This is a genomic window from Pantoea sp. (assembly GCF_039594315.1).
In the GTDB taxonomy this organism is placed as follows: domain Bacteria; phylum Pseudomonadota; class Gammaproteobacteria; order Enterobacterales; family Enterobacteriaceae; genus Pantoea.
Map to the genome: position 1 here is coordinate 20840 of NZ_JBCNNP010000019.1, position 21219 is coordinate 42058.

Annotated in this window: 23 protein-coding genes; 5 read left to right on the forward strand and 18 right to left on the reverse strand. The window is 55.0% G+C overall.

The window, feature by feature from the left end:
- Positions 1-48 precede the first annotated feature (48 nt).
- A complete protein-coding gene (locus ABDW13_RS12985) occupies positions 49-972 on the forward strand; it encodes an extracellular solute-binding protein (protein WP_343552970.1) in 924 nt (307 codons plus the stop codon).
- A complete protein-coding gene (locus tag ABDW13_RS12990; RefSeq protein WP_343552971.1) occupies positions 972-1730 on the forward strand; it encodes an ABC transporter permease in 759 nt (252 codons plus the stop codon). Before ABDW13_RS12985 ends, ABDW13_RS12990 begins: the two co-directional genes overlap by 1 nt.
- Positions 1731-1817: 87 nt before the next feature.
- On the opposite strand, the gene ABDW13_RS12995 is transcribed toward ABDW13_RS12990, so the two are convergent.
- The 9 genes from ABDW13_RS12995 to ABDW13_RS13035 all read right to left on the reverse strand — a co-directional run bounded on the left by ABDW13_RS12995 (position 1818) and on the right by ABDW13_RS13035 (position 9820).
- Positions 1818-2291, reverse strand: coding sequence for a heme-binding protein (locus tag ABDW13_RS12995; RefSeq protein WP_343552972.1), 474 nt, complete (start codon positions 2289-2291; stop codon positions 1818-1820).
- An 86-nt stretch (positions 2292-2377) separates the two neighbouring features.
- On the reverse strand, positions 2378-2989 hold the full coding sequence (locus tag ABDW13_RS13000) for a response regulator (protein ID WP_343552973.1): 612 nt from the start codon (positions 2987-2989) through the stop codon (positions 2378-2380).
- 4 nt (positions 2990-2993) lie between these two features.
- Positions 2994-4325: an ATP-binding protein gene (locus ABDW13_RS13005; protein WP_343552974.1), complete on the reverse strand. Its 1332-nt coding sequence runs from the start codon at positions 4323-4325 to the stop codon at positions 2994-2996.
- A 93-nt stretch (positions 4326-4418) separates the two neighbouring features.
- Positions 4419-5195 (reverse strand): ATP-binding cassette domain-containing protein, encoded by a 777-nt coding sequence (locus ABDW13_RS13010; protein ID WP_343552975.1) that lies wholly within the window; start codon positions 5193-5195, stop codon positions 4419-4421.
- On the reverse strand, positions 5192-5878 hold the full coding sequence (locus ABDW13_RS13015; RefSeq protein WP_343552976.1) for an ABC transporter permease subunit: 687 nt from the start codon (positions 5876-5878) through the stop codon (positions 5192-5194). Before ABDW13_RS13015 ends, ABDW13_RS13010 begins: the two co-directional genes overlap by 4 nt.
- 9 nt (positions 5879-5887) lie before the next feature.
- The gene (locus ABDW13_RS13020) at positions 5888-6607 is read right to left on the reverse strand and encodes an ABC transporter permease subunit (RefSeq protein ID WP_343552977.1); all 720 of its coding nucleotides are present in this window, start codon (positions 6605-6607) and stop codon (positions 5888-5890) included.
- A gap of 12 nt (positions 6608-6619) precedes the next feature.
- Entirely contained in the window at positions 6620-7456 is an 837-nt protein-coding gene (locus ABDW13_RS13025) for a transporter substrate-binding domain-containing protein (RefSeq protein WP_343552978.1), read from the reverse strand.
- A gap of 24 nt (positions 7457-7480) precedes the next feature.
- Positions 7481-8668 carry a M20 family metallopeptidase gene (locus ABDW13_RS13030; RefSeq protein WP_343552979.1) on the reverse strand — a complete coding sequence of 396 codons (1188 nt, stop codon included), beginning with the start codon at positions 8666-8668 and terminating at the stop codon, positions 7481-7483.
- Between the two features lie 264 nt (positions 8669-8932).
- Positions 8933-9820, reverse strand: coding sequence for a LysR substrate-binding domain-containing protein (locus tag ABDW13_RS13035; protein ID WP_343552980.1), 888 nt, complete (start codon positions 9818-9820; stop codon positions 8933-8935).
- Positions 9821-9925: 105 nt separating this feature from the next.
- On the opposite strand from ABDW13_RS13035, the gene ABDW13_RS13040 reads away from it, so the two are divergent.
- Entirely contained in the window at positions 9926-10630 is a 705-nt protein-coding gene (locus ABDW13_RS13040) for an SDR family oxidoreductase (protein WP_343552981.1), read from the forward strand.
- Between the two features lie 203 nt (positions 10631-10833).
- Positions 10834-10965 (forward strand): hypothetical protein, encoded by a 132-nt coding sequence (locus ABDW13_RS13045; RefSeq protein WP_343552982.1) that lies wholly within the window; start codon positions 10834-10836, stop codon positions 10963-10965.
- Position 10966: 1 nt separating this feature from the next.
- Here ABDW13_RS13045 and ABDW13_RS13050 read toward each other — a convergent pair whose 3' ends face one another.
- Positions 10967-11893, reverse strand: a complete 927-nt coding sequence (locus ABDW13_RS13050; protein WP_343552983.1) for an AraC family transcriptional regulator — start codon at positions 11891-11893, stop codon at positions 10967-10969.
- 158 nt (positions 11894-12051) lie between these two features.
- Between ABDW13_RS13050 and ABDW13_RS13055 the strand changes: the two genes are divergently transcribed.
- Entirely contained in the window at positions 12052-12783 is a 732-nt protein-coding gene (locus ABDW13_RS13055) for an SDR family oxidoreductase (RefSeq protein WP_343552984.1), read from the forward strand.
- 56 nt (positions 12784-12839) lie between these two features.
- Here the strand turns inward: ABDW13_RS13055 and ABDW13_RS13060 are convergent, their stop codons facing one another.
- The 8 genes from ABDW13_RS13060 to ABDW13_RS13095 form a co-directional block, all read right to left on the reverse strand.
- Positions 12840-13535: a DJ-1/PfpI family protein gene (locus ABDW13_RS13060; RefSeq protein WP_343552985.1), complete on the reverse strand. Its 696-nt coding sequence runs from the start codon at positions 13533-13535 to the stop codon at positions 12840-12842.
- A gap of 62 nt (positions 13536-13597) precedes the next feature.
- Positions 13598-15124 (reverse strand): sodium:solute symporter family protein, encoded by a 1527-nt coding sequence (locus tag ABDW13_RS13065; RefSeq protein ID WP_343552987.1) that lies wholly within the window; start codon positions 15122-15124, stop codon positions 13598-13600.
- On the reverse strand, positions 15121-15390 hold the full coding sequence (locus ABDW13_RS13070; protein WP_343552988.1) for a hypothetical protein: 270 nt from the start codon (positions 15388-15390) through the stop codon (positions 15121-15123). Before ABDW13_RS13070 ends, ABDW13_RS13065 begins: the two co-directional genes overlap by 4 nt.
- Before the next feature lie 157 nt (positions 15391-15547).
- Complete coding sequence (locus ABDW13_RS13075; RefSeq protein WP_343552989.1) at positions 15548-16486, reverse strand: choline kinase family protein; 939 nt, start codon at positions 16484-16486, stop codon at positions 15548-15550.
- Complete coding sequence (locus ABDW13_RS13080; RefSeq protein ID WP_343552990.1) at positions 16483-17418, reverse strand: phosphotransferase; 936 nt, start codon at positions 17416-17418, stop codon at positions 16483-16485. Before ABDW13_RS13080 ends, ABDW13_RS13075 begins: the two co-directional genes overlap by 4 nt.
- The gene (locus tag ABDW13_RS13085) at positions 17415-18704 is read right to left on the reverse strand and encodes a M20 family metallo-hydrolase (protein WP_343552991.1); all 1290 of its coding nucleotides are present in this window, start codon (positions 18702-18704) and stop codon (positions 17415-17417) included. Before ABDW13_RS13085 ends, ABDW13_RS13080 begins: the two co-directional genes overlap by 4 nt.
- Positions 18643-19440 carry a DeoR/GlpR family DNA-binding transcription regulator gene (locus tag ABDW13_RS13090; RefSeq protein ID WP_343552992.1) on the reverse strand — a complete coding sequence of 266 codons (798 nt, stop codon included), beginning with the start codon at positions 19438-19440 and terminating at the stop codon, positions 18643-18645. Before ABDW13_RS13090 ends, ABDW13_RS13085 begins: the two co-directional genes overlap by 62 nt.
- Positions 19441-19476: 36 nt before the next feature.
- Positions 19477-20904, reverse strand: a complete 1428-nt coding sequence (locus ABDW13_RS13095) for an amidase family protein (RefSeq protein ID WP_343552993.1) — start codon at positions 20902-20904, stop codon at positions 19477-19479.
- Positions 20905-21219: the final 315 nt, after the last annotated feature.

The window sequence follows — 21219 nt, forward strand, 5'->3', positions numbered from 1 at the left end:
TCGAATTCCGATAATCGTTATCTACCTAATTATATAGCGAGAAAGGGAATGCGTTTTTCACACCTCACCGCGCTGCTGCTCACCGCTGGCGCAGGTTTTAGTCTGCATGCACAAGCCAATACCGATATCCGTGTCACTTATGCTGGTTCAATGGGCAAAGTGATGGATCAATCTTTAGGTCCAGCCTTTGCTAAACAAAATAACGGCAGCTATGAAGGTCAGGGCCAGGGCGCATATGGCATGGCGCGTTTGCTCGCCAGCAAAAAAATCACCGCCGATGTGTTTATTTCCATCACGCCAGGACCGATGCAGATTCTGAAAGATGCCGGATTGATTGACGATGCGGTGCCGGTTGCCAGTACCAGCATGGTGGTGGCATATAGCCCGAAAGGAAAATATGCGCAGCAGTTCGCGCAGGCCAAAGGCAGCGATGCCAGTTGGCTGAAGGTGCTGGCGACGCCGGGCCTGAAGTTTGGTCGTACCGATCCGATCAACGATCCGAAAGGACAAAACATCGTCTTTACCCTGCTGCTGGCCGAGAAGTATTACCACCAGCCAGGCATCGCCGACAAGATTATGGGCGGCTATCAAAATCCGGCACAAACCCATTTGGAAGGCGGTTTGTTGGCGCGACTGGAGAGTGGCCAGGTCGATGCCGCTGCTGGTTATGAGAGCGAAGTGATCTCTGCACACTTGCCGTATTTGGCGCTGCCTGACGAGATTAATCTGAGCAATCCGGCGATGTCGAAACAGTGGTACGACACGGTGAGTTTCAGCGTGAAAGACAGCGCAGGTAAAGACAAGGTGCTGCACACGCAGCCATTGGTTTACTACGCCGCCGTGCTGAAGAATGCACCACACGGTGCCGCAGCGGGCAAAGCGTTTGTCGACTTTATGCTGAGCCAGCCGGGTCAGGCGCTGTTTAAACAAAATGGTTACGCTGCGCCGAAAGGCGATTCGATCTACCCATAATGCGCTACCGTCACGCCACCGCATTGTGGCTGTCACTGCCAGCACTGTTGATGCTGGCAGTGCCGTTTATCACGCTGATTGGCGTCACTAACTGGCAGCATTTGCAGTTGGCGTGGGGCGACAGTCACGCCATCGCCACCTCATTAGGTTTAGGCGGCATTGCACTGTTGCTGATATTTATTACCGGTTTGCCGGTCGCGTGGTGGCTGTCGCGTGCCAGCGGCCGGGCACGATTTGTTGTCGAATTGCTGGTGATGATCCCGCTGCTGACGCCGCCGCTGGCGATGGGGATTTTGCTGGTGAGCGCTTACGGCCCGTATAGCGTGCCGGGCGAGTTGCTGAGCAAGTTTGGATGGACGCTGGTGAACAACCCCGCCGCCTTTATTCTGGCGCAATGGTATGGCGCGCTGCCCTACTTCATCACCACCGCCCGTTCGGCGTTTGCCACGGTGCCAAAGGATATTTTGGACGTGGGCAGTACGCTGGGCGCGTCATCGTGGCAATGCTTTTGGCGCTTATCGCTGCCGATTGCCGCGCCCGGTTTGGCTACGGCCAGCGCATTAGCGTGGGCGCGCGCGATGGGCGAGTTTGGCATTGTGATGATTTTTGCTTATTTCCCGCAGGGCATGCCGGTGCAGTTGTACAACAATCTGCAAAACAACGGCATTGATTCGGTGTATGTGCTGCTGTGGCTATTGCTGCTGTTTACCTTGCCGCTGCCGCTGGTGTGTTTTGCGCTGTCGCGACATAAGTCGTAATACGAAAAGGGGTCACCATAAATGGCGACCCTACGGATTGCATGGTTTTTGTAGGGTCGCCATTTATGGTGACCGCCACTCAAACGCTTACTGCATCGCTTTCAACGCATCCATTGCGCAGGCTTCATCTAAATTACCGGCCGGTGCGCCACCGATACCAATCGCGCCAATCACCTGATCGCCGCTTTTCACCGGCACGCCGCCCGCCAATAACAGATAGCCTGGAATATCACGCATGTTCTGCGCACCGGCATTACTCTGCGCCGCTTCCATTACTTTGCCACTGGTGTTTTTGCTGCTCAACGCGGTAAACGCCTTCATGCGGCTGGCTTCGATGGTGTGCGGACCGGCGTTATCCATGCGCTGCACCGCTTTCACCAAACCGGCGCGATCCACCACGGTGACCGTCACGTTGTAGTTTTTTGCCGCGCAGGATTGAATCGCCGCGCTAGCCAGTTTCTGTGCATCAGCCAGTGAAAGGTTAGTTTCAGTTAACGTCGCGTGGCTGCCGAAAGAGACGAACGCCGCCGCAGCGGCAATCAGGGAAAGGCGAATGTTCATGTGTCACTCCTTGAATTAGGTGAGTGACACTTTATCTAGCCGAAGGGAAAAGAAATATTCGGAGGATTACGCGTGCGACCAGGTAGTTATACCTGGTTCAGCTGTTGCCACGCGTGAATCAGTTGCGCGAGGTTGCTCAACTCCAGCTTGGCAAACACCGCTGCGCGATGTGCCTCAACGGTGCGCGGCGACAGCGAAAGATCCCGCGCAATCTCTTTGCTGGTTTGCCCGGCAATCATCAACTGCATCACTTCATTTTCTCGCGATGACAACAGGGCAAAACGCGCCTGCAAACCCTGTTGCGACTGCCAGCGCTGCGCACGCTGCTCACTCTCATTCATCGCTTGATGAAGAGTTTCCAGCAGCGGTTCGATATCCAATGGTTTGGTGTAAAACTCAAACGCGCCCTGACGAAACGCGCGGCGGCAGGCTTCGATAGTGCCGTGTCCGGTCATGATGATCACCGGCAACAGCGGATGACGATCGCCCTGCTCCGCCAGCCAGCTTAATCCGCTAATGCCCGGCATACGTACATCCAACAATAAGCAGCCTTGTAGCGGTTCCTGCGCCTGAGTCGCCGCTTCGAAAGTGGCTAAATCAGCAAAATCCTCGACGTCGTAATCCAACGTTTTCAGCAAAAAACCGAGCGATTCCCGCACGGATAAATCATCATCCACTAACCAAACCTTTGCGCCCATTCCGTTACTCCGCCAGTTGGAAAATTAAGGTGATTTCCGCGCCACCTGCCGCGCGGTTTGCCAGCCGCAGCTGGCCGTTCATGCGTAACATCAAGCTCTCGACCAAGGTCATGCCTAATCCCATGCTGTTGGCGCGCGAGCTGTAAAACGGCATGCAGGCCTGCGCTAATCCTTCCGCAGTAAAGCCTGGGCCGTTATCGCTAATGATGATTTTGATGCCGTGCGGCACGTGTTCTGAGGCAATTTTCACCCACGCATCGGGCCGTCCTTGCTGCATGTGAATGGCGTTTTGCAGCACGTTATGGAACACCTGTTCCAGCCATTGTGGATCGCTCAACACCTGCGCCTGGTCATGCTGAAATTGCTGCCGCAGTTCAATATCACCATCATCCAGTTCCTGTTGCAGCAGCACCGTGACGCGTCGCCACACAACTTCCGGGCTGACGGCGCTCATCGCCACCGGACGCTCGCTGACAATATCGCGAAAACGCTGGAGCAAGCCGGCAAGCCGCTCGGTTTGCAGGCTCATGGCATTCAGCGCCTGCGGCAAATTCTCGTGCTTGCCCTGCTTCAACAGTAACTGGCTGCTGTGCAACCAGGTGTTAATGGCGGTCAACGGCTGATTGATTTCGTGGATGATACCCGCGGTGAACTCGCCGAGGTCTTCACGCCGCGTGCGTTGGAAATAGTCGGCACGCAGCCGCATCTCGACATGTCGCCGCCAGTGCAGCAGCAACCACCAGCCGAGCACGCCGATCACTAGCCACACCACTAACGCCAGCACGAACGGCAGCACATGCAGCGCACGCCAATCGGGATCGGCGCTGCCCTTAAGTAAAAACGGTTGATAGTGATTGATAAAGGGGCGCTGCCATTGCCAGCGCGCATTTTCAGAATAGGCCGCCGACTGAATTGCTGGCGGCGCGTGGATATGAAAAGCCAGCGCCAGCGCAACGTCAGCGCTTTGCAGCGCAAAATGCAGATCCACCAGCATGCGAATTTGGCGATAAGGATTGTAAAGCCAGTAACGGCCGCCGCTGACTTCTTCAAAACGCGGCGCGGTGAGCGGACGATTTACCGTGCGCTCCAGCATCACCAGTTGCGGGAATTTGCCTTGCAGCGTCAGCAGATCTTCATCACCGGAAAGCAGCGGCAGCAGGGTTTCGTTCTGCGTTTGGTAAGTGGCGATGCGATTAAATTGCTCGTGAAAGTTGGCTTCGCTCGCCTGTTGCTGCTGTAAAATTTGATCAGCAAATAACGCTAACAAGGTGGCAAGCGTTAACAGTAGCCAGACCAGCCAATACCTTTTCATCCATGGGCGGTAAGTGTGCGGCATCGTTTTCCATCGCTCTACAGTGAAAAAAACCCTCCGTTCGGGGAGGGCGATTTTTCCACAATTTAGCCGGGAAAACCATTAGCACTAATCTGGTTAGCTGTTGCGCTGCAAGTGACTGCTAACAAAGGCGCGACAACGGTCCGAGATCGGATCGCTAAACACTTGCTGCGGCGAACCCGCTTCCTCAACTTTGCCCTGATGCAAGAACACCGCTTTGTTTGAAACGTCGCGCGCGAAGCCCATTTCATGGGTGACGATAATCATGGTGCGCCCCTCCTCCGCCAGGCTGCGGATAACGCGCAACACTTCGCCGACCAATTCAGGATCAAGCGCCGACGTCGGTTCATCAAACAGAATCGCTTTCGGCTGCTGCGCCAGCGCGCGCGCAATCGCCACACGCTGTTGCTGTCCGCCTGAAAGCTGCGACGGCCACGCGTTACGCTTCTCGTAAAGCCCGACTTTGTGCAACAGCGCTTCCGCCTCTTCAACCGCCTCCTTGCTGCTGCGCTTTTGCACGTGAACCGGCGCTTCGATGATGTTTTGCAGCACGGTTTTGTGCGGCCACAAATTGAAACTCTGGAACACGAAACCCAGTTGCATACGCATCAATTTGATACGGCGTTGTTGTTCGCGGCTGAGCTTTTCATCAGGATTATCAATCGTCACCACTTCATCGCCGACGGTAATTTCCCCGCCCTGCGGCACTTCCAAAAACGGAATGCAGCGCAGCAAGGTACTTTTGCCCGAGCCGCTGGCGCCGATCAGTGAAATCACATCGCCATCCTGCGCCGTCAGGCTGATGTCGTGCAGCACTTCATGCCCGCTATAACTTTTTCTGAGGTGGCTCAGGGCGATAGTGGGTTTACTCATGAACGTGCTCCAACGTGATAAGGGGATAAACGACGCTCCAGCAGCGCCACCGCTTTACTCACCAACACGGTCAGCAGCAGATAGATAATCGCCGCGCTGATAAACACCTCCAGCGCGCGGAAGGTTTCGGAAACAATCGAATCGGCGATGCCGGTCATTTCCATCAAGCTGATGGTGCTGACCAGCGAAGTGGCTTTGATCATCGAGATGATTTCATTGCTGTACGCCGGTAGCGCCTGTCGCACCGCCAGCGGCAGCGTAATGCGGCGCAGCGTGGTGAAGCGCGACATGCCGCTGACCTTGGCGGCTTCCAGCGACTGCACGCTGACGGCATTAAGGCCACCGCGCAAAATTTCTGAGGTATACGCCGCGTCGTTGAGGATCAACGCAATCAACCCGCACCAGTACGGATCGCGCAGCAGCGGCCACAGCACGCTTTCACGCACCGCGGGCAAGCTGCCGAGACCGTAATAAATCATGAAAATCTGAATCAGTAGCGGCGTACCGCGAAATACCCAAACGTAGAAACGGGTGACATAGCTGCCAACACGATTTTGCCGTAACAGATTCAGCAGCAACGCCAGCACGCCGCCGCCCAGCAGCGATAACAGCGCGAGATTAAGCGTCAGCGGCAAGCCGCGCAGCAATGCCGACAAGGTGTGTTGCAGAAAAGTGATATCCATCGTGGCTCCTTACAACCGCGCGCGTTGTTGCCCGCGCATGGCCACTTTTTCCACATAGCGGAAAACAAAATCGGAACAGGTGGTGATGATCAGGTAGATCACCGCGCCAACGCTGTAGAAAAAGAACGGCATTTGCGTTGAGTTCGAGGCGGTAGAAATCTGGTTCATGGTTTCCACCAAACCGGTGACCGAAACCAGCGCCGACTCCTTGATCACCGATTGCCACTGATTGCCCATGCCCGGCAGCGCGGTTTTCAGCGCTTGCGGCACAATCATGCGACGGAACAGCATCAGGCGGCCCATGCCGGTCACCGTTGCGGCTTCCAGCGTGCCTTTGGGGATCGCGTAAAATGCACCACGGAACACGCTGCTTTGATACGCGCCCGAAATCAGGCCAATGGCTATCGCCCCAGCAACAAAGCCGTTCACATCGAACGGACCTTGCAAACCCAGCGCTTCGCCAACAGACGAAACCACCTGGCGTCCACCAAAGTAAAACAGGTAGATCACCAACAGCTCCGGCACGCCGCGAAACAGCGTGATGTAGCCATTAGCGAGGCGCTGTTGCCAGCGCGCGCCGCCAATTTGCATCCAACACAATACGCTGCCGAGCACCGCGCCCAGCAGCCATGCACACAATGAAACCGTGACGGTGACCGTGGCGGCATTCAACAACACGCCGCCCCAGCCTTCATCACCAAAACCTAAAAGTTGCCAATCAATAGCCATAAGCGTCCAGCATTACTCCGCAGGCGCGACGTTTTCGCCGAACCATTTTTCCGACAGTTGCTTCAGCGTGCCATCTTTGATCATGGAATTGATCGCGTTATCCAGCGCCGCTTTCAGCTCAGGATTGTTCTTCTGCACCGCGATTGCCGAACCCTGGCCCAACACGCCGCCGGAGAAACCGTAGCCGGTGCTGTTAACGCTATCCGCATGCTTTTTCACGTAAGCATTGAGGTTGGTGCGCGAGGCCATAACCGCATCCACGCGGCCATTCAGCAAATCCGCGAAGGTTTCTGGACCGGCTTGATAAGTGCGGATGGTGGCAACATCGGCCAGATATTTGTTCAGGAAGTCGGCCTGAATGGTGGCTACCTGCACGGCAATGGTTTTGCCTTTGAATTTCTCTTTCAGTGCGTCAATGGCTTTGCTCATGTCAGCGTCATTCGCTACCTGCACCACTTCGCCATCGCCCGGCAACGTATCCACCGCGCTCTTTTTCAACGTGACGAAACCAGAAACGCTCACGGTGTACTGGCGCGAGAAATCCACCACTTCCTCACGTTTAGGCGTAACGGTGACCGCATCAATCACCGCGTCGTATTTGCCGTCGACTAAACCGGGAATCAGCCCCGACCATTTCTGCGCCACGATTTCGTATTTGAAACCGGCACGCTTAGCGATTTCAGCCACCATATCCGGCTCATAACCGACAATTTTGCCGTTTGGCGTGGATTGGTTAAACGGAGGATAAGCCGCTTCGGTGGCGAATTTCAGCGTACCAAAATCTTTTGCCTGAACCAGAGCGGAAGAAGCCAGTAATAAACCAGCCGCAAACAGTGCTTTACGCATCATCATGAAACCTCAGAGTTCGTTATTTTAAGAGAGTAAATCAATGGCTATGCGGGCAAGCGCCTGCGTGCCAGCATCGATACTGCGTTCGTCGGGTTGATAATCCGAGTTGTGCAAATGGTCGTCGCGGCCCGGCGTGCCGGAACCAATGTGGATTTGGCAACCCGGCGCGCGTTCGGTAAACAGCGAGAAATCTTCGGCACCAAAACTGGCGCTGGGTTTGGCGATAATCGCTTTACCAAATTGATGCGACAAAATCGGTTCCAGCGCATCGATCAGCGCGTCGTCGTTCATCAGCGGCGGCACGCCAAGTTGATAATTAACCTCAATACGCGTGTTCAATGACAGCGCTACGCCCGCGCAAATCCGCTTAAACGCCGCTTCGATCAGCTTGCGGACGTCAGGCGATTTGGTACGCACCGTGCCCTGGATCAGGCAACTGTCAGAAATGATGTTGTGCGTGCTGCCGCCATGAATATGGCCGATGGTTAGCACCGCCGAATCAGCTGGATCCAGCTCGCGTGAAATAATGGTTTGCAGCTGATTGATCAAATTCACCGCGGCAATAATCGGATCGACGCCCATGTGCGGGCGCGCCGCATGGGCCGATTTGCCGTGCACAATCACATCAAAATCATCGCTCGATGCGGTGCTAGCGCCGCGTGTCAGGGCAACCTCTCCTGCCGCCAGCTCAGGTTTGTTGTGCAGCGTAATGGCGAGATCAACGCCGTCCGCCGCGCCATCGGCAATCATCGCTTCGGCACCGCTTTCAGGGGTTTCTTCGGCTGGCTGGAAAATCAGGCGCAGCGTGCCATGCAGTTGCGCGCGATAGTGCGGCACAATCGCTGCCACGCCGAGCAGCGTTGCCGTGTGAATATCGTGGCCGCAGGCGTGCATTTTGCCGGGATATTGGCTGCTGAACGGCAAGCCGGTTTGTTCATGAATTGGCAGCGCATCCATGTCAGCGCGCAACAGCACGGTTTTACCCGGATGATCGCCGACAATATCCACCATCACGCCGGTGCGACCGACGCCGGTTTTTGGCGTCAAACCTAAACGCAGCAACTCTTGCTCAACGATATTGGCGGTACGAACGGTGTCAAAACCCAGCTCCGGATGCGCGTGAATGTCACGGCGAATGGCGATGAGGTGCGCTTGCAGGCTTTCACTTTTGGCGCTGATGTCCCTGGCTAAAACATCTTTATGATCGGTCATGTTTGCAATGATCTTTCTCAGGCAGAGCCTGGCCTTTATGGCATTTTTATTAAAATTGACTCCGTATTTATTCACAGCATCCAGCAGATTGCAACGCGCAATCCTTTTGGTTACTTGCTGAATTTTCGCAAGAATTTTCTAATTCACTGCCTGGGCAGGATAAAAAGCCAGTTCTGCATCGTTAGGCAGTTATAACATTCATGATCCACGGTGGATCATCAGATTTATTGATGCCAAAAATGGCGGTCACCATAAATGGCGACCCTACGAAACCTGGCACATTAGCCAATCACGTACGGCGATCACTGCTGCTGGCTCACGCGGACGGCGCGGCCAAACCAAATACCATCCAGCATCCACTTCCATCTGCTGTGTAAACGCCGGAACTAAACGCCCGCTGGCGAGATCGTTCTGCACAAAATGCGGGCTGGTGAGCGCCATGCCTTGCCCGCTGATCGCCGCTTCCAGCGCCAGCGCTGTTTGGTTAAAGCGCAAATGATGCGGATGATGCATCGACTGACCTGGGAAGATAAAAGAGAGAAACGCCGGCCACAGATGATGTCCATCGTGGAGCAAGGCGTAGCGCTGGCAGTGTGCCTCATCGCGCGGATCGCCGTGTTCTGCCAATAATGTTGGGCTGACCACCGCCAACAGCGACTGACTGAACAGCAAGGTCGCATCCAATCCCACGCCAAACGGCGGCCGCCCGTAACGCACCGCTAAATCGACACCTTCATGATGAAACTGCACCAAACGCTCAGAAGCCAGCACGCGCAGATCAATATCCGGCCATGCGGCGGTGAAACTGGGTAAACGCGGCAGCATCCAGCGGCTGGCAAAGGTGGGCGTGACGCTGAGCGTTAAACGGTTCGGCTCCGGGCGCAGCGTGCGCGTGGCTTCATCGATCAATTCAAACGCCTGGCGAACACTCACCGCATAGCCCGCACCTGCGCCGGTCAACGCCAAAGTACGCGGCAAACGTTCAAACAGTTTCAGCCCGAGGCTGGCTTCCAATCCGCGGATTTGCTGCGCTACCGCGCCTTGCGTTACTCCCAATTCTTCGGCCGCCAACCGGAAGTTGAGATGGCGCGTGACCGCTTCAAACACCTTCAACGCATTGAGTGGCGGCAGATCGTTAAATCTTTGGCTCATCCTGTAGTTTTCCTACTGTCAATTAGCAAACAGACTGACTCTCTGCACCTGAAATTACCTTTTATACTGGTTCAAATCGAATGTAATTGATAAGGAATGCACAAAATGACAGTAGAAAAAGTCGCAGTAATCGTTGCTGGTGGCAGCGGAATGGGCGCAGCAGCGGCAGAGAAGTTAGCCAGCGAAGGCTACAAAGTGGCGATCCTCTCTTCTTCCGGCAAAGGCGAAGCGTTAGCGCAACGTTTGGGCGGATTGGGCGTGACGGGTTCAAATCAGTCGGTCGCAGATTTGCAGAACCTGGTTGATCAAACGATGGCGCGCTGGGGCCGTATTGATGTGTTGGTCAACAGTGCGGGTCACGGCCCGCGCGCGCCGATTCTCGAATTGAGCGATGAACAGTGGCAGCTTGGTATGGAAACCTATTTGTTGAACGTGATTCGTGCCACGCGTCTGGTGACACCCATCATGCAAAAGCAAGGTGGCGGCAGCATCATCAATATCTCTTCGGCGTGGACTTTCGAACCGACCGATATGTTCCCAACGTCAGCGGTGTTTCGCGCCGGTTTAGCGTCGTTCAGTAAAATCTTCGCCGATACCTACGCCGCCGATAACATTCGCATCAATAACGTGTTGCCTGGCTGGATCGATAGTTTGCCGAAAACCGATCAGCGTCGTGACAGCGTGCCGCTACAACGTTACGGCACAGCAGAGGAAGTCGCGGCCACCATCGCCTTCCTGGCTTCACCGGGCGCAGCCTACATCACCGCCCAGAATATTCGCGTCGATGGCGGCGTCACACGCAGCGTGTAACGGAAATTTCCTACCTGAGAGCTAAGCGTAAATCAGTGCCACGCTTAGCTTTATTGTTTGTAATGTTTATTTTTTAAACGAAAAAACAAGACCGGTCTTGTCGATTACAACCCCTCAAATCGTCAGAATGTTCGCATTCCACTGACAGCACTTTCTTACTTCGCTCAGTGAACTCCCTTTAAACATTTTGACTTGAGGTTACTATGCAAACGATTTTACGTACTCGTATCTCTGCGCTGTTCACCACTGAACGCCACCAGGTTTGGCAGTTGATGTTCGCAGGCTGTGCCGCATTTTGGATCTTGCTGATCGTTGCCGTAATGGGCATTCGCTAAGTTAATGCGCCTGTAATTGGCCGGATAATTGCTCCGGCGGTAATAACTCAAACGCTCGCTTCATCACTCGCGCCTCTTCCGCAGGACTGCGACCAAACATCCGTTTGAACTCACGATTAAACTGCGAATCGCTTTCATAGCCCACGCGTGCCGCCGCTCCGGCGGCAGTGAGATTATCGCGAATCATCATTAAACGTGCCTGATGCAACCGTAACGATTTGAGATATTGGATCGGCGAGGTTTGCGTGACGGTTTTGAAGTGCAAATGAAAACGCGGCACGCTCATACCGGCTTCATTCGCCAAATGCGGTACATCTAACGGTAAGCGCCAGTCAGCATGAATGCGCTGTAACGCTCGCGCGATACGACCAAAATGGCCTTGATAGGTTAACGCCGCCCGCACCGCTCCGCCCTGCTCGCCCATCAATACACGAAAACAGATCTCCTCTACGCGCGCTGGCCCCAACACTTTGGCTTCCAGCGGATCGCTCAACGCTTCCAGTAAACGCAGCGTACTTTCGGCCAAGGTTTCATTAACCGGCGTGGAGATAATCCCAGCTGGCGGCAACGCCGTTTCTACATTAACCAGTTGCGCCACCAGCCGCGCCACCATGGTGGCATCCAAACGCACGGCGATTCCCAGCAACGGTTCTTCCGAGGTTGCTTCTGTTTCGGCGGAAAACGGCAACGGCACCGATAACACCAAATAGTGTTGCGCATCGTAGCGATACATTTTGTCGGCGAGGAAAGCGCGTTTTGAACCCTGACAAATAATGATGATGCTCGGCTCGTACAGCACCGGCGTGCGGGCCCATTGGCGATCGGCTCGCATGAAGCGCACGCTATCGAGCAATGATTCGGTATAGCCTTCCTGACGCGCCAGTTGACTGAGTAACGCGCAGGTTCGTTGTTGCACGGTTTGCGGCATGATGACGTTCCCAGAGAGATTCAGGCAAAGCATAGCCTTGATAATGAAATCCGCACAACTACGGCGAGAGGATCAGGCAATCATGCGCCACAATCCGGTCTGTTGCGTTTTTCGACAAACATCAACAATAGCCTCGTCAACTCAACGAGGAATTAATTATGTCTACCGCAAGCAAAGTGATTATTTTAACTGGCGCCAGCAGCGGCATCGGCGAAGGCATTGCCCGTTTACTGGCGACTGAAGGCCACAAATTGGTACTGGGCGCGCGCCGCACCGATCGCCTTGCAGCGCTGCGTGATGAACTGCGCTTTAACGGCGCGGAGGTGGATTATCTTGCCACCGACGTAACACGTAGAACCGATACGCAACAGCTGGCTGATTTTGCGCTGGAGAAATATGGTCGCATTGATGTGATGATCAACAACGCAGGTGTGATGCCGCTGTCGCCAATGAGTTCGCTGAAAGTGGATGAGTGGGATTTGATGCTGGACGTCAACGTCCGTGGCGTGCTGTACGGCATCGCAGCGGTGTTACCGACCATGCAAACACAGCAATGCGGCCACATCATTAATATCGCCTCGATTGGCGCATTAGCCGTTTCGCCCACCGCCGCCGTGTATTGCGCCACCAAGTTTGCGGTGCGCGCCATTTCGGATGGATTGCGTCAGGAATCGCGCCAGCTACGCGTTACGGTGATCAATCCTGGCGTGGTGGAATCGGAACTCGCCGACACCATCAGCGACAGTGTGGCGCGCGATGCGATGAAGAGTTATCGCCAGATCGCACTCAAGCCAGAAGCGATTGCTAAAGCCGTCTGTTGGGCCATCGATCAGCCTGGCGAAGTGGATGTCAATGAAATCACCGTGCGCCCGACGGCCAGCGGACATTGATGTGGTAAAAGCTGGCGATTTCAGGCTGAAATCGCCAGCTCTTTGGCGGGAGATCTTCAGCGTTTAAGCCGTTCTGCGGCCATTTCAGTGGCTAAACGTCGCCGGGCGATAAAGTCATGCATTTGCAGTTTTGCCTGGACTAAACGTTCTGCCGACGCGCTGCGCGGAGAACCTGAATTGAATGGCGGAGCGGGATCATATTCCATCTGCAATTGGATATTTTCCGCCACGTCGCGACCAAACAATGTTTCAGCCACGGTCAAGGCAAAATCGATCCCCGATGTCACGCCCGCGCCGGTGATGCGATTGCGGTCGCGCACCACGCGTTCGGCAACCGGCGTAGCGCCCAGCAAACTCAATTGATCTAACGATCCCCAATGCGACGTCGCACGATATCCCTGCAACAATCCCGCCGCACCTAAAACCAAAGAGCCGGTACACACCGATGTTACCCATTGCGCGTTTTCCGCCATGCGGCGTATAAAATCCAGAGTTTCAACGTCGTCCATCAACGCAATCTGTCCGGGGCCGCCGGGAATACAAATTAAATCGAGTTGAGGACATTCGTTGAACGTCATGGTGGGTACGATCGCCATACCCCGATCCGACATCACCGGTTGGCGATTTTTCCAAATCAGGTAATTGTTGACGTTGGGCATGCGGGCAAATACTTCCCACGGGCCGGTGAGATCGAGTTGCGTCAGGTTGGGAAACAGCAGAAAACCGATATTCAGTGGCGAGGTAGCGGCCATGATAAGCTCCAGCAGCAATCAGAGCGTTATCATGGCCTTGCTTCTAATTTGAACGCAACGAATTAATTCAGAATCGGTTTCGCCGCTGGTTGTTTCACGCCATCAGCCAGTGCGAACAAAGCTTCGACGCGCTCTTTCTCTTTAGCGTCCACTGGAATCAGTAAACCGCACACCACGAATACGGCAACGTTACCCGCCAATCCAACAATGCCGCTGGTGAGCGATCCCAGCGCCGGGATGTCGTCCGGATAGAACACCGTCAGCACGATGGCGATCACAATGCCGGTCATCATGCCCATCAGCGCGCCCTGCTTATTGCCAAAGCGGCTGAAGATGCCGAAGAACAGCGGCACCGCTAACTGAATGATGCCTTGATACGAGATCTGCGCCAACAATTGCAGTCGTGAATAGTTGAAAGTGAAGTACGCCAACAGTGCCGCCGCGACGATAAACACCACCATGCCCGATTTCGCTAACACCGTTAACTGACGGTCGCTACGCGGTTTGTTCCAGGTCGCGAGGTCATTGGCGAACTGCGTGCCACACACCTGCACACAACCATCGACGTGTCCGATACTCGCTGCCAAAACGATCACCAGCGCAATCGCCAGCAACCACGGGCCGCCTTGATCAAACAGCGCGGTAAAGAAACCGTTTTGTGGATTGGCTTGCACATTGGCGTCCTGGCTCACGGCGGTGGCGAACAACATCAGGATGGCATAGAAACCGCCGACCAGCAGGATGGTCAACAATGTGCCCTTCTTCACCGCACGAATGCCGCTGGCGGTGTAGATGCGCTGGAAACTCATCGGCCAACACATCGAACCGATCACGCCAGTGAAAATCAGGCTGAACATGTACCACGGACCATAATGCGAGCCTTCTGCGCCTGGGATTTGCAGCATTGCCGGTGGCAGCGTAGCGAGTTGTCCATAGCCGTGATCGCCGGTGAACAGCAAGATCACGCAAACCAACGCGCCAAGGCCGTAAGCGATGATGCCCTGATACATGTCGGTCATGATCAGCCCACGCATGCCCATGCTGACCGTCCAATATTGGCGTACCAGAATCAACAGCACACCCGCGATCAAGCATGTGGTGACGCCCCAGCGACCAAAGCTGGCGAACTCCACCAACAGCGCCAACGCCTGAATCCCCATCACCACCCACGGGAATACGCAGATGATGCCGATGATCGACGCCACGCGTTTCACTGCCGGGCTGTTAAAGCGCATGCCCAACAGATCGGGTTGCGTGGTGAGGTTGAAGTGCTGGCCCCATTTCCACGCCCGGCGCGCCATTAAATACATCGCGGTGACGCCCAGCGTGGAATAGACCGCGCCATAAAAACCAATCACGCCGCTGACCGATAAAGCAAAGAACGCAGTGAAGGTTGCGCCCGGCCACCAAGAGTTGGTGTAACTCATAGCGATGTACCACGGACCGTAAGAACGTCCGCCAACCGCATAATCAGAAAACGAGGTGCTTTTGCGATTGGTGGCGTACAGCACGGCGATCATGATCGCCAGAAACAGTCCAATCATGCCAAAGGTAATTAAGTAATGCGGTTCTGCTGCGCTAATTTTCATGATACTTCCTCATCTTGCGGAATTTCACCAAATGCACACTCCGCGAGGTACATCACCCACAATCCAATACCGAGAAATACGGCGATAGCCAGCCAGTAAATAATCGGTAGTGGAATCCCCAGAAATAGTGCGCTGCTGCCACTTACGCTTAAATAAAGTGGCGGACAGAGCGCTAGCAGTAATAACGCCAGCAGGTATATGGAAAATATTTTATTTTTAATGCTAATGCGGGCGCGCAGTTGTTGCCCGATGACCATCGAACTCATAGCGATTTCCTCAACGTTTAATTATGGTATGCGCACTCCATTACCTGCTGAAAAACAGCCTCTCCCCGGTGGTAAAACATCAGTATTTACGTGTTAATTTTTGCGGTCACCATAAATGGCGACCCTACGAACGCGGGTATGACGTGGCCTTGGCCCATTACACTGCGCGCAGCCAATTTTCCCAATCGGGATGATTTAATACGCTGCGGGCGCGTAAATTCTTCCATGCGCCATATTTAGAAAAATCAAAATCAATATCGGCGACGTTATGTTGAATAATCGCCCACGTTGACCACTTCATATCGGCGAGATATTTATGAATTTGTACGCGCGCAAATAATGCGTTATCCACCTTGCCGAAATAATCCTCTAATAATTCCAATTCAATTTGCGGCGTGAAAAACATTTCGCCAAACCACAAAGCTAATTCATAACAACGATCGTTATTCGAGGCATATTCAAAATCCACCAGCCGAATATCGTTGTCGGCGTTGAGCATAAAATTACCGGCGAGGGTATCGTTCATGCACGGCACCAAATCCAGCCCGGCCGCTTCCAATGCTCGCTGTGCGCGCTGTGCCTGTTTGTGCAGCCACGCCGCATCCGCTGAGAACGGCACCTTCAATGCCGTGACTTGCTGAATGTGTTCATTCAGCATGTTGAACACGGTTTTGCTCTGCTGCAACAACGGTTGATCGTTAAAGCTTTTCAGCCCGTGCAACGCGCGATGACGAATCGCCTGCTGCTGGAAATCAAGATTCGATGACGCACGCCAGCCATCAATGAACTCGAACACTTCCACGCCCAGCTCGCGCAGATAGGCCACTACCGGTACGCCGTAACCGGTTTCTGCTGCTTTAAGGCTGGCTTCGTGTGCGGTATCGCGATTGATAAAGCGCTCAGTGCCTGCGCCGGGAACTTTGACGAAGTAATCACAGGGCGCACCTTCAACCGCCACATGCCAGTTGGCATTGGAAATGCCGCCGCTCACCGGACGATAACGCACTGCTCTGCCCTGCCACGCAGACATCGCGGCAATCGCTTGTTCGACGCGCTGTTCCTGCACGCTTTGTGCTTCTCCTGGCATTTTGCTCATCGTGACGCCTCCGCAGTCAGGCTTAACCATCGTTCAAATCGCGCATCGCTGGCACTTTGACGGCAGCGCAGCAGCATCCACTGTCCCAGCTTGGCAAATTCCAAACCGCGCAGGCTGGTGCAGCCATTCAGCATGCCCCACAGCGTCCAGTGATAATCGTCCACCAGCGCATACAAGCGGCAACGCGCCACGTCGGCTTCGCTGCAAGTGCCGCGCCATGCGCGAATCGCATCACGCCAGCGATCGTCCGTTGGCAATTGTTCATGAATCAGAGTGGCGATATCGTGCCAGGCATCGCCTTGCGCGGCGTAATCGAAATCCAGCATTTGCCAATCGCCGTGGCTGTTGATCATCCAGTTGCTGGCAATGTTGTCGCCGTGGATCAGCACCGGTTCAAACGGCGCGCTGTTCAACGCTTGCCAGGCTAAATCGACACATTCGCCCAGCCAATGCAGTTCGTCGGGCAACTTTACATCGTGCAGCGCGATTTGCTGACGCAGATGCAACATATCGTGCTGGCGAGTTTGCACAGGCAACGGCAAGCCTGATTGATGCAATTTATCCAGCGTGCGCGTTAATGCGCCGAAGTGTTGCGGATCGCGGAAGGTTTCCAGCTTCGCCCAGCGATAATCGGCATCCAGCGCGGCGAAGATCAGCACGTTTAATTCCGCATCAACATGCAGCAGCGAGGGCGCAATGCCTAATTCGCCCGCCTGACGGCTGATTTCCGCGCTGCGAGTAAAATCGATCAATGCTTGTTGATCGTCGAATAACACTTTGGCGAAGTAGCGCACGCCCGCAGCGGCAAGATGAAAACCGGCCCATTCGGTGGCTAGACGATGCGGTGAAGCCACGCCAGCAGTACCCGCCTGAACCTCAAATTGCTGCTCCGGTTGCCAGCGCGCCAAAGCCTGTTGTAAACGGCTGATCATGATGTTTCCTCCAACGCGTACGGAGACAAACAGAGTTCACTTAACAGCGCCATTAGCAGATCCAAACCGCGATGCAGATCCTGCTCGGCGGTAAATTCCTGTTCGTTATGCGACAAGCCATTCACGCTCGGCACAAACAGCAGCGCGCTCGGGCAGACATAACTCAGGCTGATGGCATCGTGGCCTGCCACGGTGCGCATCGGCATGGCGCTCAATCCCAGCTTGTGTGCCTGCGCCAGCGCCAACTGACTTAAGCCGTGATGCAATTGCTGGCGTGGCCGCAACTGGGCGCGATCAAGGCTGACATCTGTTGCGGTTTGCTGGGCGATCTCCAGCAACTGCTGGCTGAAGCTGTCGCGCAGTTGCTGCAACAGCGCTTCATCAGCCGACCTAAATTCGATAAATACCGTGGCTTCACGCGTCACCACGTTGGGTGAATTCGGTGCGGTTTCGAGACGGCCAACCGAGGTGTGCAGCACTTCGCCGTAGCGTTCAGCTGCTGCGCGCACCGCAACGATGGTTTGCGCTGCCGCCAAAAGCGCATCGCGGCGGCGCGGCATTAATGCAGGCCCGGTATGATTTTGCTCACCGCGAAACGTCACTTGCCACTTCAGCGCCGCCCAGGTTTCAGTCACCACGCCGATTTGCATGCTCTGCTGCTCGAGATGCGGCCCTTGCTCGACGTGCAGTTCGAGGTAAGCCGCCAGCGGCAACGCCGGTAAGGTTTCGCCGCAATAGCCAATGCTGTGCAATGCACTTTGCAAAGTCACACCATCGCTATCTTCACACGCCAACGCTTGCGCTAATGTCATCGCGCCAGTAAACACCGAACTGCCGGTTAAGCTGGGCTGGAAACGCGCGCCCTCTTCATTGGTCCAGTTCACCACCGCCAGATTACGTTGCGCTGCCTCAGGTAATTCTTTTAACTGACGTACCAATGCGGCGATAGTGGCAGCCGCGCCGGTTACGCCATACGCGCCGTCAAAGCGTCCTCCCAACGGTTGGCTATCGAGATGTGAACCGCACAGAATCCACGGCGCACCTTCGCGCAACGTCATCAAACCAAAAATATTGCCAATCTCATCAATGCGAATGCTGAAACCCTGCTGCGCTAGCCAGCTGCAAAACGCATCGCGCATCTGCTTATCGGCGGCCGACGCGGTGAGACGATGTAAGCCACCCGCTTGCGTCGCGCCGATGCTGCTGCTCAGTGCGAACAGGTCATCAAACGCCTGATAATCTTGTGGTGTCATCCGCGGCGTTGCCGGGATGGAGGATGTTGACATGGGCATTCTCCAGACTCGCTACAAAAGCTGCCGCGGGAAGCGCATTGGTCACTAAGGTGTCAACCGCGCTGAACGGCAGCGTATTCACAAACGTTCGCAGTCCAAATTTGCCTTCATCCGCCAGAATCACACTCTGACGGCAGTGCGTGCTCAGCACGCGCCGCAATAACGCCTCCGGCTCTTCGTAGTCCATAAACCCGTTTTCCCGATCCACTGCGCCAATGCCCATAAAAGCGATGTCGTAATGGAACTGCCGGGCAAACTCCAGCGTATGGGGGCCAATCAGTGCGTTATCATTTCGCCGAACGCGCCCTGGTGTTAGCGTCACAGCGTTCTCGCTTTGTTGTGTTAACAACGCGGCGATATCCATCGAATTGGTAATAATCTTCAAGCGCGAAAAGCGCGTTAACTGCTGTGCCAGCGCCAGCGTTGAGGTGCCGGTATCAAGGAACAGCGCCATGCCCTCCTCCACCAGCTCGCTGGCTAACTGTCCAATGCGTACTTTGGCGCGCGGTTTGATGCGGCTGCGAATTTGCAGCGGCTGTTCTTCACTGGCGACCGGCAAGATGGCGCCGCCGTGCACGCGTCTCAACACGCCTTGTTCTTCGAGATACTTCAAATCCCGGCGAATCGTCTCTTCCGACACCACGAAGGTTTGCGCCAGTTCGTTGACGCGTACCCGTTTGTCGTGACTCAGAATCCTTTTGATCTCATCGAGGCGCGGCTGATTGATCATGTTTGTCCTTATTTTCGGTCACCCTAAATGGCGACCCTACGAATTTGGCGGGCGATGTTGATCCCACGGCATTAAGGCTTCCAGCGCGGCGCAGAATTGCAGCACATCGCCTTCGGCGTAACGTCGGCCAATCACCTGTAATCCCACCGGCAAACCTTCTGGTGTAAAGCCGCACGGAATGGTCGCCGCTGGGTTGCCACTCAAATTAAACGGCCAGGTAAACGGCGTCCAGCGCGCCCACTCTACGCCGCTGTCGCCTGTTGGCTGCGATTCCGGTACTTGGCGATCGGCAGCAAACGGCAGAATTGGCAGCGTTGGCGTAATCAGTAAATCTACTTCGTCGAACAGCGCATGTACCTGATTGGCAAATGCCGCACGCTGTTTTTGCGCCGTGAGGTAATCGGCTAAGTCCAGACGCTGCGCCCGTTCGATTAACGCGGCGAAGCCAGGATCGAGTTGGTCCAACTGCTGCTTTAATGCTGCGCCGTACGCCACGCCGCGCCCGCCGCTCCACAAGGTATCGAACGTGTCGAATGGCGATGGCCACGTCAGCGGTTTTGCCGTCAGCATCACCGGCAAGGCATGTGCGATCTGCTCGACTGCCTGCTCAACGCATGCGGCAATGCGCTGGTCCACCGGCGTGTTAAACAGCGTTGGGCTGTAATGCACGCGCAGCGGCGCAAGTGGCGCATCGCAGCGTTCCAGCCAGGATTCGGTTTTGGCCGGCAGCGCTTGATGATCGCGGGCGTCGGGGCCAGAGAGCAGATCGAACAGCAGCGCGCTATCGCGTACGGTGCGCGTCATCGGCCCGGCATGACTGAGCATTTCGGTCGCTGACCACGGCCAGGTTGGGATGCGACCCAGCGAGGCTTTGAGCGCAAAGATGCCGCAGAACGCGCCGGGAATGCGCACCGATCCGCCGCCGTCCGATCCCAACGCCGCTGGCACCATGCGCGCCGCGACGCTAATTGCCGATCCTGAACTGGAGCCGCCGCTGGTTAGCGCCGGATCCCACGGATTGCGACCGTGACCAAAAACGCGCGAATAGCTCGAACCGGTCCAGCCAAATTCGGTGGTGGCGGTTTTGCCAATGATGATGGCGCCCGCTTGCTTGAGCCGCGCGATGATCGGCGCATCGCTATCTGGCACGTTATCCAGCGAGGTCAGCGAACCTTTGGTGGTGCGCAATCCGGCAGTGGAGAACAGATCCTTGATGCCAAATGGCACGCCATGCAACGGGCCGCGTAGTTGACCTTGCTGACGTTCCGCATCGCAGCGACGCGCCTCTTCTAATGCTTGTTGATCATAAACATCGCCAAACGCATTAAATGTGGGATTGTGGGTTTTGATATTTTTCAGGCAACTTGCCACCAAGGCTTCGCTGCTGAGTTCGCCCGAACGAATTTGCTGTGCCGCGCTCAGCACATCGGGCATTTCCTGCGGTAATTCGTGTTCAACCGACATCGCCACATCCTGCTTTTTAGCTTGACTGTGGAATGATAGTGGCAAGGCTTGTTGCCCGAATCAAGACCAGCAAATGTGGTTAATGTGGGATATGTTGTATTTAAATCGAGTTTGTAATAGGAAAAGTTGATGATGGAAAATGCAGCAATATGTCAGTTCAGTGACATTGAGATGAATAATCAGCTCGCCATGCCGCGGTTTGATTCATCTTGGTGTTTTTGTCGGGGAAGGTTTACCTGGAGGAAGAACGCTGACACTGCGAAGCCAATCGGCTCGCAGTGATAACAAAAAAGTCTGAATAAAAATCAGCCAGGC

Coding starts and splice junctions, on each gene's coding strand:
- ABDW13_RS12985 (WP_343552970.1), top strand. CDS start 49: ATGCGTTTTTCACACCTCACCGCGCTGCTGCTCACCGCTGGCGCAGGT.
- ABDW13_RS12990 (WP_343552971.1), top strand. CDS start 972: ATGCGCTACCGTCACGCCACCGCATTGTGGCTGTCACTGCCAGCACTG.
- ABDW13_RS12995 (WP_343552972.1), bottom strand. CDS start 2,291: ATGAACATTCGCCTTTCCCTGATTGCCGCTGCGGCGGCGTTCGTCTCT.
- ABDW13_RS13000 (WP_343552973.1), bottom strand. CDS start 2,989: ATGGGCGCAAAGGTTTGGTTAGTGGATGATGATTTATCCGTGCGGGAA.
- ABDW13_RS13005 (WP_343552974.1), bottom strand. CDS start 4,325: ATGCCGCACACTTACCGCCCATGGATGAAAAGGTATTGGCTGGTCTGG.
- ABDW13_RS13010 (WP_343552975.1), bottom strand. CDS start 5,195: ATGAGTAAACCCACTATCGCCCTGAGCCACCTCAGAAAAAGTTATAGC.
- ABDW13_RS13015 (WP_343552976.1), bottom strand. CDS start 5,878: ATGGATATCACTTTTCTGCAACACACCTTGTCGGCATTGCTGCGCGGC.
- ABDW13_RS13020 (WP_343552977.1), bottom strand. CDS start 6,607: ATGGCTATTGATTGGCAACTTTTAGGTTTTGGTGATGAAGGCTGGGGC.
- ABDW13_RS13025 (WP_343552978.1), bottom strand. CDS start 7,456: ATGATGCGTAAAGCACTGTTTGCGGCTGGTTTATTACTGGCTTCTTCC.
- ABDW13_RS13030 (WP_343552979.1), bottom strand. CDS start 8,668: ATGACCGATCATAAAGATGTTTTAGCCAGGGACATCAGCGCCAAAAGT.
- ABDW13_RS13035 (WP_343552980.1), bottom strand. CDS start 9,820: ATGAGCCAAAGATTTAACGATCTGCCGCCACTCAATGCGTTGAAGGTG.
- ABDW13_RS13040 (WP_343552981.1), top strand. CDS start 9,926: ATGACAGTAGAAAAAGTCGCAGTAATCGTTGCTGGTGGCAGCGGAATG.
- ABDW13_RS13045 (WP_343552982.1), top strand. CDS start 10,834: ATGCAAACGATTTTACGTACTCGTATCTCTGCGCTGTTCACCACTGAA.
- ABDW13_RS13050 (WP_343552983.1), bottom strand. CDS start 11,893: ATGCCGCAAACCGTGCAACAACGAACCTGCGCGTTACTCAGTCAACTG.
- ABDW13_RS13055 (WP_343552984.1), top strand. CDS start 12,052: ATGTCTACCGCAAGCAAAGTGATTATTTTAACTGGCGCCAGCAGCGGC.
- ABDW13_RS13060 (WP_343552985.1), bottom strand. CDS start 13,535: ATGGCCGCTACCTCGCCACTGAATATCGGTTTTCTGCTGTTTCCCAAC.
- ABDW13_RS13065 (WP_343552987.1), bottom strand. CDS start 15,124: ATGAAAATTAGCGCAGCAGAACCGCATTACTTAATTACCTTTGGCATG.
- ABDW13_RS13070 (WP_343552988.1), bottom strand. CDS start 15,390: ATGAGTTCGATGGTCATCGGGCAACAACTGCGCGCCCGCATTAGCATT.
- ABDW13_RS13075 (WP_343552989.1), bottom strand. CDS start 16,486: ATGAGCAAAATGCCAGGAGAAGCACAAAGCGTGCAGGAACAGCGCGTC.
- ABDW13_RS13080 (WP_343552990.1), bottom strand. CDS start 17,418: ATGATCAGCCGTTTACAACAGGCTTTGGCGCGCTGGCAACCGGAGCAG.
- ABDW13_RS13085 (WP_343552991.1), bottom strand. CDS start 18,704: ATGTCAACATCCTCCATCCCGGCAACGCCGCGGATGACACCACAAGAT.
- ABDW13_RS13090 (WP_343552992.1), bottom strand. CDS start 19,440: ATGATCAATCAGCCGCGCCTCGATGAGATCAAAAGGATTCTGAGTCAC.
- ABDW13_RS13095 (WP_343552993.1), bottom strand. CDS start 20,904: ATGTCGGTTGAACACGAATTACCGCAGGAAATGCCCGATGTGCTGAGC.